The sequence below is a fragment of the Bacillus fonticola genome, from assembly GCF_012955605.1.
GTDB lineage: Bacteria > Bacillota > Bacilli > Bacillales > JC228 > Bacillus_CG > Bacillus_CG fonticola.
Map to the genome: position 1 here is coordinate 408330 of NZ_CP052135.1, position 12964 is coordinate 421293.

The 12964-nt window shown below is 43.5% G+C and carries 16 protein-coding genes; 13 read left to right on the plus strand and 3 right to left on the minus strand.

What is annotated here, in order from left to right; translation table 11 throughout:
* The first annotated feature begins 83 nt into the window (after positions 1-83).
* The 8 genes from HHK01_RS01985 to HHK01_RS02020 all read left to right on the plus strand — a co-directional run bounded on the left by HHK01_RS01985 (position 84) and on the right by HHK01_RS02020 (position 5446).
* Positions 84-488 carry a DoxX family protein gene (locus HHK01_RS01985; protein ID WP_170006195.1) on the plus strand — a complete coding sequence of 135 codons (405 nt, stop codon included), beginning with the start codon at positions 84-86 and terminating at the stop codon, positions 486-488.
* Between the two features lie 17 nt (positions 489-505).
* Positions 506-1363 (plus strand): VOC family protein, encoded by an 858-nt coding sequence (locus HHK01_RS01990; protein ID WP_170006196.1) that lies wholly within the window; start codon positions 506-508, stop codon positions 1361-1363.
* 153 nt (positions 1364-1516) lie between these two features.
* Positions 1517-2290 (plus strand): class I SAM-dependent methyltransferase, encoded by a 774-nt coding sequence (locus HHK01_RS01995; protein WP_170006197.1) that lies wholly within the window; start codon positions 1517-1519, stop codon positions 2288-2290.
* A gap of 151 nt (positions 2291-2441) precedes the next feature.
* Positions 2442-3227 carry a class I SAM-dependent methyltransferase gene (locus HHK01_RS02000; protein WP_170006198.1) on the plus strand — a complete coding sequence of 262 codons (786 nt, stop codon included), beginning with the start codon at positions 2442-2444 and terminating at the stop codon, positions 3225-3227.
* Between the two features lie 42 nt (positions 3228-3269).
* Entirely contained in the window at positions 3270-3797 is a 528-nt protein-coding gene (msrA, locus tag HHK01_RS02005; protein ID WP_170006199.1) for a peptide-methionine (S)-S-oxide reductase MsrA, read from the plus strand.
* Positions 3798-3953: 156 nt separating this feature from the next.
* Positions 3954-4355: a type VII toxin-antitoxin system MntA family adenylyltransferase antitoxin gene (mntA, locus tag HHK01_RS02010; RefSeq protein WP_228027620.1), complete on the plus strand. Its 402-nt coding sequence runs from the start codon at positions 3954-3956 to the stop codon at positions 4353-4355.
* On the plus strand, positions 4348-4755 hold the full coding sequence (gene hepT / locus HHK01_RS02015; RefSeq protein WP_170006200.1) for a type VII toxin-antitoxin system HepT family RNase toxin: 408 nt from the start codon (positions 4348-4350) through the stop codon (positions 4753-4755). Before mntA ends, hepT begins: the two co-directional genes overlap by 8 nt.
* A 490-nt stretch (positions 4756-5245) precedes the next feature.
* Positions 5246-5446 carry a YwbE family protein gene (locus tag HHK01_RS02020; protein WP_170006201.1) on the plus strand — a complete coding sequence of 67 codons (201 nt, stop codon included), beginning with the start codon at positions 5246-5248 and terminating at the stop codon, positions 5444-5446.
* A gap of 116 nt (positions 5447-5562) precedes the next feature.
* Here the strand turns inward: HHK01_RS02020 and HHK01_RS02025 are convergent, their stop codons facing one another.
* Positions 5563-6420 carry a dimethylarginine dimethylaminohydrolase family protein gene (locus HHK01_RS02025; RefSeq protein ID WP_170008615.1) on the minus strand — a complete coding sequence of 286 codons (858 nt, stop codon included), beginning with the start codon at positions 6418-6420 and terminating at the stop codon, positions 5563-5565.
* Between the two features lie 295 nt (positions 6421-6715).
* On the opposite strand from HHK01_RS02025, the gene megL reads away from it, so the two are divergent.
* From megL to HHK01_RS02045, 4 genes are all read left to right on the plus strand, one after another.
* Positions 6716-7936 (plus strand): methionine gamma-lyase, encoded by a 1221-nt coding sequence (megL, locus tag HHK01_RS02030; RefSeq protein WP_170006202.1) that lies wholly within the window; start codon positions 6716-6718, stop codon positions 7934-7936.
* Positions 7937-8583: 647 nt separating this feature from the next.
* Positions 8584-8964, plus strand: coding sequence for a GntR family transcriptional regulator (locus HHK01_RS02035; protein WP_170006203.1), 381 nt, complete (start codon positions 8584-8586; stop codon positions 8962-8964).
* Between the two features lie 17 nt (positions 8965-8981).
* Positions 8982-10073 carry a DUF1648 domain-containing protein gene (locus tag HHK01_RS02040; RefSeq protein WP_170006204.1) on the plus strand — a complete coding sequence of 364 codons (1092 nt, stop codon included), beginning with the start codon at positions 8982-8984 and terminating at the stop codon, positions 10071-10073.
* Positions 10013-10537, plus strand: coding sequence for a hypothetical protein (locus HHK01_RS02045; RefSeq protein ID WP_228027621.1), 525 nt, complete (start codon positions 10013-10015; stop codon positions 10535-10537). The genes HHK01_RS02040 and HHK01_RS02045 overlap by 61 nt, the downstream gene beginning before the upstream one ends.
* A gap of 13 nt (positions 10538-10550) precedes the next feature.
* Here HHK01_RS02045 and HHK01_RS02050 read toward each other — a convergent pair whose 3' ends face one another.
* A complete protein-coding gene (locus tag HHK01_RS02050) occupies positions 10551-10799 on the minus strand; it encodes a hypothetical protein (protein ID WP_170006206.1) in 249 nt (82 codons plus the stop codon).
* A 161-nt stretch (positions 10800-10960) separates the two neighbouring features.
* On the opposite strand from HHK01_RS02050, the gene HHK01_RS02055 reads away from it, so the two are divergent.
* Complete coding sequence (locus HHK01_RS02055; RefSeq protein WP_170006207.1) at positions 10961-11590, plus strand: LysE family transporter; 630 nt, start codon at positions 10961-10963, stop codon at positions 11588-11590.
* A 21-nt stretch (positions 11591-11611) separates the two neighbouring features.
* On the opposite strand, the gene HHK01_RS02060 is transcribed toward HHK01_RS02055, so the two are convergent.
* Complete coding sequence (locus HHK01_RS02060) at positions 11612-12949, minus strand: amino acid permease (RefSeq protein ID WP_228027622.1); 1338 nt, start codon at positions 12947-12949, stop codon at positions 11612-11614.
* Between the last annotated feature and the right edge of the window lie 15 nt (positions 12950-12964).

Genomic DNA, 12964 nt, shown 5'->3' on the forward strand with positions numbered 1-12964 from the left:
GAAAATCATTGACTTACTAAAAGTAACTAGGTATATTAAAGTGACAAACAGCAAAACATCACATCTTAGGAGGCACTTTCATCATGACAACATTAGCAGCAACAGGTTTATTAGTTATTCGTTTAGTAGTAGGTTTATCTTTTGCGGCACACGGAGCACAAAAGTTATTTGGCTGGTTTGGCGGGCACGGCTTGAAAGGTACTGGTGGATTTTTTGATTCAATTGGTATTAAACCAGGTTACGCGATGGCATTGATTGCTGGTCTCGGTGAGTTCATCGGAGGTATTCTCTTCGCAGTTGGATTACTAACACCGCTAGCAGGCATACTCATTGCGGCAACCATGGTCGTAGCGATTGCAAAAGTACACGGACAAAACGGGTTTTGGGCAACGCAAAACGGGTACGAAAACAATTTGATTTTACTTGTCGTTGCTCTAGGTGTTGCTTTAGTAGGTCCAGGTGCATTTGCACTTGACTCACTTCTATAAAAAAAGGGAGTGTAATTATGACTAAACATCTCAACTATGAGACATTTGTTGGCCACGTTCATCTAGTCGTTTCGAATTTGGAGAGATCAGTAGCGTTTTATCGTGATCTCATTGGACTGCGTGTTTATAAGGAGGAAGGTCAAAAAGCTTTCCTTACAACTGACAATGAGCACACGTTAATCGTATTAGAAGAGCTTGAAGGAGCAGTTCGAAAGCCGCGCAGGTCGACGGGTTTATATCACTTTGCTATTCTTGTTCCTAATCGTGTGAGCTTAGCGCTTTCTCTTCGTCACTTACTGGAGAAGAGCTACCCAGTAGAAGGTGCCTCTGATCATCTCTTTAGCGAGGCGATGTATCTGTCTGATCCTGATGGGAACGGAATTGAGATCTACAGTGATCGTCCTATGGATAAGTGGGAGCGCCAGTTGAACGGAGAGTTAAAGGCGCCATCTGATCCACTTGATATCGAAGGTTTGTTAGCGGAAGGGGAAGGACTTTCTTTCTCAGGACTTCCTAGCACCACACGCATCGGCCACGTCCACTTACACGTTGCAAACTTGACTGATGCAGAGCGATTTTACGTCGAAGGATTGGGATTGGACGTAATGATTCGTATGCAAGGTCATGCCTTGTTCGTGTCAACTGATGGGTATCATCATCATTTAGGATTAAACACGTGGGCTGGTGAAGGTGCTCCCCAGCCTCCGACTCATGCGGTAGGTCTTAAACAGTATTCGTTGCAATTTGCGGATCAATCTGAATTAGACGAAGTCGTTGCAAGGCTAAGGCAAATGGATGCTCCTTTGCAAGGTGGGGATGCGGCGGTCATTGCCACAGATCCATTTGGAAATAAAGTTGAACTGAAAATCTTATAGTTCTAAAAAAACCACTAGGTGCTCTAGTGGTTTTTTATATTGTAAAATTTGCACATAAGGAAACCTTATCTCTATCTATAGGAAAGCGGTCATTTTCTTATACCATGTCATTTTTTACAATGAAGATAAGATAAAACCGAGGGGGAGTAACGGATGAAGGATAGACAAGTGCAGAAGCAGTTTGGTAAACATGCGGAAAAATACGTGACAAGTGAACTTCATGCAAAGGGGGCCGATCTATATAAGCTCGTTTCGATTGCGGGATTAACAGGCAAAGAAGTTGTACTCGATATTGCGACAGGCGGAGGGCATGTTGCCAACGCTTTAGCGCCACAAGCAAAGTCGGTAGTTGCCTTAGATCTTACGACTAATATGTTGGAGGCTGCCAAAGGATTTCTTGAAGGAAACGGTCGCACGAATGTCACATTCGTTCAGGGGAATTCGGAAAGCTTGCCATTTGAATCAGGCACTTTTGATATTGTCACTTGCCGTATAGCTGCACACCACTTTCCAAATGTGAAAAACTTTGTCCAAGAAGCTTCTAGAGTGTTGAAGCAGGATGGTACTTTCCTATTCATCGATAACGTTGTCCCAGAATCGGTCGAGTTTGATCAGTTTTATAACGAGGTAGAAAAGCAAAGAGATCCAAGTCACTTCAGAGCTTGGAAGAAATCAGAGTGGATTGGAATGATGGAGGAAGTCGGATTTGAAATCCACGAATGGTATCGCTTTGAAAAAACGTTCAAATTTGATAATTGGTGCGAACGAATGGGTGTGGAAGAGGATGTTCAACAGGCAATTGCTGAGCAGCTTCTTTCCTCTTCTAGTGCACATTATGAGAAGTTCCGTATTCGAACTGATGAAGGGAAGGTCGTTTCCTTTCAGGGAGAATCTGTGCTTGTGAAGGCAAAGAAGATTAATCTGTAAGTTTGCTTCCGAACGGGGTTTGATGGACAAGAGCTAAGATCTGATTAGTAAAACCGGTAATTGATTGATAATAATTCGATACTTGATCTTTTGATTATCATTCTAGCCTTTTACTCCAAAAGAGTTTATTGCACGGAAGCGAGGAGATGAGATGGACTTTCACTCACGTACAAACCGGTATGCATATACGAATCGGCAAGCAAGTCAAGGTTGGAAAAATATTATTCAAGAGAAGGTACACCTAACAGGTTTACGAGGAGCAGATCTTGGGTGTGGAGGTGGCATTTATACACGTGCACTTATAGATTTAGGTGCAGCTCGCATGACAGGAGTGGACTTTTCCGAAGTGATGATTGAGACGGCAAAAAGCGACTCTAGCCAACTTCCGTCAATAGATTTTATACGGGGTAACGCCCTTCAATCGGGGCTCGCAACAGATGAAGTAGATTTTGTTTTAGAAAGAGCACTCATCCATCACATCGCGGTAGAAAATTTAGTACAGGTATTTGCGGAAGCTAAAAGAGTCTTGAAGACAAATGGAGTGTTCATCATTCAAGACCGCACACCTGAGGATATCTTGTTACCCGGGAGTCCTGAGCATATTCGTGGTTACTTTTTTGATCTGTTTCCGCGGCTTCTCGACGAGGAAATGAGTCGCAGACATTCCCATGGTACGGTGACGGAAGCATTGCAGAAAGCCGGTTTTAACAAAGTGGAGAAACTGGTCTTGTGGGAGGAGAGGAGGACCTATCCCACAGTGGATGAGCTGAGTGATGATCTAACCCGACGAGTCGGTCGCTCTATTTTGCATAAGCTGACTGACGAGGAATTGAAAGAGTTAGTTGCTTACGTAAAACAACAACTGAATAGCGCCGGAATACAGGAACAAATTAACGAAAAAGATCGTTGGACAATATGGTTCGCTTATATGCGGTAACGTGATAAAATATATAGAAAGATAGAACGAGGAGAGAAATAGATGAGTGAGCAAAGAGAAGTAGCGACGTTTGCTGGCGGCTGTTTTTGGTGCATGGTGCAGCCTTTTGATCAGTTGCCCGGCATACACAAAGTCGTGTCGGGTTATAGTGGAGGACACCTAGAAAATCCGACGTACGAAGATGTGAAAACAGGAACTTCTGGACATTATGAAGTAGTACAAATCACGTTCGACCCCGAGCTATTTCCATACGAAAAACTATTGGAGCTTTATTGGCCACAAATTGATCCGACTGATGAAGGGGGACAGTTTCACGATCGGGGCGACCAGTATCGTGCGGCTATCTTTTACCATACAAACAAGCAACAGCAATTGGCTGAGGCATCAAAAGCGGCGGTAGCATCAAGCGGGCGCTTCCGAAAACCGATTGTGACAGAGATTTTACCTGCAGCCACTTTTTATCCTGCAGAAGAATACCATCAAGATTTCTACAAAAAGGAATCCGAAGCCTATAAAGACGATCGCAAACAATCGGGTCGCGATGAGTTCATTCAAGAGCATTGGGAGTAACCGAATAAAGGAACAAATCAAAGTCTGAGCCGACAGATGGTTCGGGCTTTTTTTGCGACATCCTACCAGCGGGATTAGCGTGGGAAAAATTTGGAAGGGCAGTTCCGATAGTATAGTCTATAATGGATAGTAACGAGGGTGCATGGGAGGAGTTTTATGCAAAACGAGAAGATGGAGTCGATTAAAGAGTTCCTTTTGACAAATATGTCTCCCAGTGCAATTTATGTATTCGGATCCGTGGCGAAAGGTCATGCAAGAGAGGATAGCGACATCGACATTGCTGTTTTACTCGAGAAAGAAGAGGATGTGTACGATGTTTTTATGTTAGCGCAAAAATTAGCTTCGATACTCGATCAAGATGTAGATCTAGTCCAACTCAAGACAGCATCTACTGTTTTTCAAGTGCAAATCATTTCCGAGGGTCAAGTCTTGTACTGCGCTGACGACATAGAACGAGTGCGCTTTGAAGCATTAGTCTATAAAATGTATGCTCGGCTTAACGAGGAACGGCAAGTTATCTTTGATCACATTCGGGAAAGTGGGTCAGTTTATGATTAGCGATGTTGTTTTGAACAAGATAAGTGTTATTGAACGGTGTGTAAAAAGAATTCATGAGGAATATGATAACAACCCTGATCATCTAAATGACTATACGAAACAGGATTCCATTGTACTGAACATTTTGCGGGCTTGTGAAGCCAGTATTGATTTAAGCATGCATCTCGTTGCAGTAAAAAAGTTGGGTGTACCACAAACGAGTCGAAAAGCATTTGATATCCTTTTTGAAAACAACATCATTTCTAAAGAAACTACGGAAAGAATGAAGGCTATGGTAGGATTTAGAAACATCGCTGTACGTGACTACCAAACGTTGAATATGGTCGTTGTAAGGAAAATTGTGGAGGAGCACTTGGTGGAACTAAAACGTTATACGGTAGAGATTCAGTCGCACACTTGATTATTCTCATACCATAAGTTCTATTATTTCCAAGCCTATTTCCCTTCTAAACAAACGTTTGATTAAATACCAGAACACTAGATAAAAGAACGGGTGCCTAGTACAAAGTAGTCGTTGTCTAATCATGTGTAACCACTTGGCAGGAGCGTCAGGATAAAATAGTAGAGTCGTTAGCGTTACGTTCGCTAGAGCAGGAAACGAAAATTCGTCACCTTCGTCGTGCTTAATGTAGTTCAATGCACCATTTGCGGATAACCTACATTACGTAACCTCCTAAAGAATCTGCAAAGAATGTCCTCGCTCATGTCAAACCTCACCAATGATCGATCACGAAATTTGAGTAGCTTCAGAACATTTTCCAGTGTAACGGCTCCTTATTGATAATAGCAGGCGGTGACATATGCATATTGCAGCAGTAGAGGTTCTTGAAATACTGCGACGAGCGTAGATGAACGGTGCAAGAATTTAGTGTAAAGGAGGCATGATAGCAATGACAATTGACGGTCGGTATCGAAAAAATGTGCAAGCAGGTTTAGAAGTAGATATTGTTTTAAAGAAGGATCAACGGACAGGCAAAACTACTCATGGTGTGGTGAAAGATCTTCTGACAAATTCCTCTTATCATCCACATGGGATCAAGGTGCGTTTGCAGGATGGGCAAGTAGGCAGAATTGCAAAATCAGGACAATAAATAACAACATGAGGAGTTTAGCGAGATTCTGTTTTTTTCATCCAAAAAAAGCTATGCCGCTCATTTCATGAATGATGTTCGGCATAGCCCCATTGCTGATCATTATGATACAATCCTTATTCTCCCCGTAAAACAGGTAACGTACAGCAGCGAAATGACCCTCCAGACTTAATGATCTCCGTAATATCGACTTCAAGCACTTCGTAACCTCTATTGCGTAGCTGCTCGTTTACATGTTGATTTACTGGCAAGCTAAAGATCTTCTTGTCTCCAATTGAAAGGACATTCGTTCCGAGTGTAAACTGTTCTTCCTCTGTCACCGTGATCAGATCATATCTGGAACCTAAAATATCTCTTTCCTTTTTACTCATTGCATCAGGGTAGATGAGTGCTTCTGTTGGTGAGATTACATTGAATACACAATCAAGATGTAAGTATTTTTCTGTGAATGGGACCGCAACCACTTCATGCTCTGTTAGCAAGCTTTGAATGTGCCCAATCGCCCCTTGATTCGTGCGGTTGCTTACACCGATATAGATTGTGTCGCGGTCGATGATGACATCACCGCCTTCGATGTGGTCGCCTCCAAGGTGGTAATAAGAGATCTTTTCGTCTTCCAACCATTCTCTAACTATGTTTTCTTCGCCGTGTCTAACTTTGGCTGCCATTTCTGCAACAAAGATCGTTTGGCCAAGTGTAAAGCCGATATCGCGAGTGAAGACCTGTTCTGGGTATCTTTCGAGTGATGGAAGTAGGACGACATCGACATTGTGCTTTTTTAACGTTTTCACAAACTGTTGATGTTGTTCCATCGCCAGTTCAATGTGAATGCCTTCATCCTTAAATTTCTTCTGAGTTTCATTAATTTCTTCACGAATATGCATGTATTGCGGTTCGCACAAAACGACTTGTTTCAGTACGTCGTATTCGCTAGCGCAAAAAGTCTTCTTGTTTTGATTAGATGTGGATGACATCATAAATCCTCCTTGTGGAAAGGCGTAGGTTCAAAGGATCAAATCTCAGTGCCATAGGATAGAATCTCTAGTACAAAGGATCAAATCCGAATATTAAAGACAAATCGTTCTAAGTAAATCCATCTTTATCAGAGTGCTCATTCGTTCGTGTTTGCATACACGAAACTTGCATGCCAAAACAAAGTAGGCACATACGGTTTTATTACTTTTTCACGTTAATGTAAACGCTTTCATAAATGATACTCTTATCATATTATATGTTTAGAGATTACTATTTTCGAGGGAGGTTCATTTCATGAGTCAGCATAGGCGGTTTGAAACACAAGCCATTCATGGTGGGTACAATTCAAATGAACAGATGGGGAGTCTTGTTCCACCTCTTTTTCAAACCTCGACGTTTACCTTTCCAACTGCCGAAGAGGGGGAGAGGCGTTTTGCAGGGGAATCTGACGGCTATGTATACACAAGGCTAGGAAATCCGACAGTAAAAGTGTTGGAGGAGAAAATAGCGTTTTTGGAACAAGGTGAGGGTGCACTTGCCTTTGCTTCAGGAATGGCGGCTGTCTCAGCGACACTTTTTCATCTAACGAAGACGGGAGACCATATTTTGTGCTCGGAAGGCGTGTATGGTTGTACGTTTGGTTTGCTTCAATTAATGAAAGAGAAGCATCATATAGCGCATGATCTTATGCCTCTTGACAACGAAGACTCGATGAGGGCAGCTATTCAGGAGAATACGACGTGCATATATATTGAGACGCCGATTAATCCAACGATGAAACTCGTGGACTTGCCTATGATCGTCCGCGTCGCTAAGGAGAGAAACATTCCTGTCGTTGTGGACAACACGTTTTGTTCTCCCTATTTGCAACAGCCGCTCACGCTCGGGTGTGATTTTGTAGTGCACAGTGCCACGAAATATATCGGTGGGCACGGAGATGTGATTGCCGGTCTTGTGGTGGGTCGTAGTAAGGAAGCGATGCAGGAGATGGCCATGACAACGATGAAGGATATCGGTGGAGTGTTAAGTCCCTTTGACGCATGGTTGTTGCTGCGTGGTCTTAAAACATTGCCGATTCGGTTAGATCGCCATTGTGATAATGCGGAGAAGGTAGCGACAGAATTGAAAAAGCATCCGAATGTCAAAAGAATTTACTATCCTGGCGATCCGGAGTTCCCGCAATACGAACTAGCACAAAAGCAAATGAGGAAACCTGGCGGACTAATAAGTTTTGAAATTGATGGGACGAAGGAAGATGCCCAGCAGCTACTAAATCGGTTACGTCTTCTAAAAATCGCAGTTAGTCTAGGAGACGCTGAGACGTTGATTCAACATCCGGCAACCATGACGCATGCGGTTGTGCCAGAAAAGCAACGCAAAAAGATGGGAATTTCAGATACATTAATTCGCTTATCAGTTGGTCTGGAAGCTTGGGAAGATATATGGACGGATTTAGAGCAGGCATTGGGAGCGGGTAAGCTTTCACCCACAGAGCCCGATCGACTACAAATATGACATGTCAAAAGTGCTTTATTAATGAAATCTCATTACACAGTAGCTGTATGATGCGACATAGTGCAAATCATGGAAGTATGAAACCGCTCCGGAAATACACTTCGCTTTCCGCGGGCTCCGCGCTGAGCCTCCTCGTTCGCAAAGTACGCTCTCTGCGGGGTCTCATCGTCTCCGCTATTCCGCTGGAGTCTACGTGTATTTCCTCCGCTAGTTTTGAACTTACATCGCACGAAGAAAATGGTGATTGCACTTTAAGACTCACCAGTACTGAACTTACAACTTAATAAGGGAAGTTTTGACTCGCCATTTGTTCGTTGATTGGAGCGGAAGGCGGCGACTCCTGCGGGATCAGCGGGACAGGTGAGACCCCACAAGAGCGCAGCGATGAGGAGGCTCACCGCCCGCCCCGCGGAAAGCGTCCGCCTGGAGCGGAAATCAACACAGCATTACGTCGCATCATGAGATTACTGTACAGTAAGAACAACAAAGGATACGAAAAGATCCTTTCAAAAAGAGTCCTTTCATCGTTGAAGGGGCTCTTTTTGTTGGGCGGATACCTTAATTAGAACTTTTTTTGTCATATTTGATCTAACTGTTATATAATATGTATAACAGTTAGATCACCTTTCAGGGAAAGGAGTCGCATAATGATCATTAGGCTTGATTTGCAATCCGAAGTGCCGATTTATACACAGCTAAAACATACCATCATCGAAGGAATTGCCGCGAAAGAATTGGCACCGGGTGAAGCGCTTCCATCCGTTCGAGCGATGGCAGCCGATTTGGGCGTCAATATGCATACGGTGAACAAAGCCTACCAAGCCTTGAAACAGGACGGATTTATTCACATTCACAGGCAAAAAGGGGTCGTCGTCAACCCGGATGGAATGCCACCGAATGATGACGTGTTTGTGGAAAGGGTCCAAAGTGATTTGCGCCCCTTAGTGACAGAGGCCGTATGCCGAGGGATGTCTTCGGAACAGTTTTTGCAGTTTTGTAGTGAGCTGTTTGCAGAATTCAAAGAGTAAGAATAGGAGGGTTTAGTATGGCGATAATGATGCTTTTCATTACATTTGTTCCCGTGGTATTGATTTCGGTGTTTATTCCGTATTTGACACGACGGACAGAAAGCTTTGGTGTGTCTATTCCTGAAGATATTTATGAGTCTGAGGAACTCGTTCGTATGAGGAAAAGTTATGCCTTTCAATGTAGCTGGCTCGGCGTGGTTGCCATCGCGACCAGTACTGCGATGATGGCTACATTAAATGAACCATGGGCGAGTATTAGTTTTAGCATTTTCCTGCTGTTGTTTCTTGTGATTTCGTTCTTCCTTTATTTGAAATTTCATTTTCTAATGAAAGCATTGAAACAAGATAGAAATTGGAAGGAAGCGAGATCTGAAACACTTGCGATCGACACATCGTTTCGCAGGAAGAAGGTGGCTTATTCTAATTGGTGGTTCGTCATTCATGGACTCGCCATTGTCGGTACCGTAATCATGACATTTGCCTTTTACGATCGCATACCAAATAGAATTCCAACAAATTTTGATTTCGAAGGCAACGTGACAGGATGGACAGATAAGTCTACGCGGGCTTTGCTTATGCTCCCATCCCTGCAAGTATTTATGACAGGCTTATTTATTTTTATTAACACGATTATTTCTCGGTCAAAACAGCAAATTGACGCAGCAAATCCAGAGGCGTCCGTCCAAAGAAATATCGTGTTTCGTCGTAGATGGTCGGCGTTTTCGATCGTAATGGGGGCTGTGATCATCGTGCAGTTTTTTGCCTCTCAGCTATCTTATATCATCAATTTAGGTCCGACTTTTCTTTTGGTAGTGAACATAGTGGGAATTGGTGCCATTCTAGTTGGTTGTATCGTTCTTTCCTTTACGACTGGGCAAGGTGGTAGTCGGGTGAAAACGGTACTGGGAAAACAAGATAAAGTGATTAATCGCGACGATGACCGTCATTGGAAATTGGGTCAATTTTACTTTAATCCAGATGACCCAGCGATATGGATTGAAAAGCGCTTTGGCGTTGGGTGGACGATTAATTTCGCTCGGCCACTAGGGTGGGGAAGCTTACTAGCTATTCTTGGTTTGGCGTTATTATTGCCGATATTATTTTCTTAGACAGCACGATGCGGTCTTTAAGTAGACAAGTGTATGAAGACAAACGTTCATCAGAGGAATATATCCGCGGTCAGGGGCATATATCCGCGGTCAGGGGAATATATCCGCGGTCAAGGCCAGATATCCGCGGTCAGGGGAATATATCCGCGGTCAGGAGAATATATCCGCGATCAGAGGAATATATCCGCGGTCGGGGGCATATATCCGCGGTCAAGGGCAGATATCCGCGATCAGAGGAATATATCCGCGGTCGGGGGCATATATCCGCGGTCGGGGGCATATATCCGCGGTCGGGGGCATATATCCGCGGTCAAGGGCAGATATCCGCGATCAGAGGAATATATCCGCGGTCGGGGGAATATATCCGCGGTCGGGGGCATATATCCGCGGTCGGGGGCATATATCCGCGGTCAGGGGCAGATATCCGCGATCAGAGGAATATATCCGCGGTTGTAGCCTGCTGACCCTCTCCAAAACCTATCTCAACGTCTGCTGCGTTTCAAGCAGATGGCGCAAATGCTCCTTCAGATGCTGCATATGCTTGGATTGGTCTCCACTTTGCTCTTGTACTTGTTGAGCGTCATGAATGTGCTGGCGAGCAAGCTGTAGCATTTGTTCGGAGTCTTCAAAGTCTTTTGGACCTCTACTTGCTTGAGCCTCGGCTAAGGCCTCTTCGGCTTTGTTCAAGGATTGTTGGGCTTGTTGAAAGGGATCTAGAGTAGACATCTTACGCAACCTCTCCTATCAAAAAATTTTTGTAGGATTAACTTGTGTTATAAGGAACAGAATCATGCAGTTGTCCAACTTTTAGTGGTACAAGCATGCCCCCAAGCATAGGATTTTGTGATAGGTCTGTTCGTGAAAATATGTTTGGGGGCGTTGTGAATTTGAGTGCACTTTTTAGCTATTTTCTACTAGGTATTTCGCTAGCCGCTCCTGTGGGGCCGGTGAATGCAGCCCAATTGGACAAGGGAGTCAAATTCGGCTTTCTTCACGCATGGTTGTTTGGCATTGGCGCCTTTCTTGCTGATGTTCTGTATATGTTTCTCGTGTATTTAGGGGTCGTGCACTTTTTGGAAACCCCGTTTATGAAAACTTTCCTTTGGTCTTTTGGTTGCTTTGTACTCGTTTATTCTGGGGTAGAAAACTTTCTGAAAGCAGGGGACGTTCAGATTAAAAAAAGCCGGAAAGCAGAATCGAAAACTAGGACTTTTCTGTCTGGGTTCTCCATATCGGTATCTAATCCACTTACCATTTTATTTTGGCTAGGTATTTACGGTTCAGTGCTGGCGAAAACAGCATCATCCTTTGGTTTTGAGCAGCTATTGATTTATAGTGCAGCGATATGTATCGGAATACTGGCATGGGATTTTACAATGTCTATCATTTCAAGTAGTGCACGGAAGTACTTAAACTCAAGAGCGCTCTCTTTTATTTCTATTATTTCCTCTTTGTTTATGATTGGATTTGGAATTTACTTTGGGATTGAAGCTGCTAAATTAATTTTCACCCCTTAGAAAAGGAGTAGGGATTCGACCCTACTCCTTCTGTGTTGCCCCCTCTTCTTGGTGCTTCCACACCGAGCGCATTTTCAGTATGACCAATCCAATCACTAAAATAAACGCTAAGCTCACAAAGAAGCCTGCTCTACTTGATGAATCGACTAATGTTCCACTAGCAGCGACGAGTAGCAAAACAACTCCGAACCAACGCTTTCCTTGATCCCAGCCGGTCAGTTTTAATAACCGCCCCGAAGATAAAAGGATAAGCAACCAGTTGTACAGTAACATGAGACCCGCAGCAGTCGTGATATACCCATACACTTTTTCCGGCATCAACAACGATAAGACAATAGATATGATGACACCAACCGTCGTCAAACCTAGTGAAGGGAGAGCAATTTTGTCCTTCCACTTTTTAGAAAAAAAAGACGGTGCATCTCCCTCCTCCGCTAACGTGACTAAAATATTTGTCGTGGCAAATAAAGAGGCGACCATAGTTGAAAATCCGGCAATAATCATGGCCCCTGTAAACACATGGGGGAAGAAAGGAAGATCAAAGCCTCCTAAAGCAGTGATAAACGGACTTTCCTTCTGGTTGAAGGTATCCCAAGAGACTAATACCAAAGCCAATCCTAGTGAAGCCACGTAAATAACACCGAGCAAAAGAAGCATAATCTTACCCGATTTCGGTGCATCTTCTTTGTTTTTTAACTGCATCGACATGAGTCCCATAATTTCAATTCCACCGAAAGCGTAAAAAGCAAAGATGAGAGCGGACCAAAGTCCAGTCGCTCCTTCCGGGAAAAACTCACCGATACTAGTTGGAATTTGGGGATCAGCAGGTTTATTCAATACTCCAGACAGAGCAATAATGGCAATGATAATAAACATAAGAATGGCCGCCACTTTAATCACAGCAAATAAATCCTCTAACTTCTCAAAACCTTTTGTTCCAATCATCATAACTAGGATACCGAGAATCGCGTAAATAGAGGCAAACACCCACAACGGTGTGTTTTGAAACCAAAATCGCGAGAAAATGGACAAAGCGGTCAGTTGGCTACCGACGATAAGCATTTCTGATAACCAGTACACCCATCCACTCCCAAAGCCTACTGATCTTCCAAATGCCTGCTTTGCATAAGTTCGAAAAGAGCCTTTCTCGGGGTGATCAGCTGTCATTTTAGCTAATGAATTAAACACAATATAATTTCCGATTGCTGCTAAAGTGAAAGCAATGATAACAGAAGGCCCAGTCATTTTAATAGCAATACTAGAACCAAGAAAATAACCAGTCCCAATAATACAACCGACCCCAATTAATGATAATTGCCACCATTGTAAATTACCTTCTGATTGGTCTCCCTTTTGCACGATACTAAACCCCTT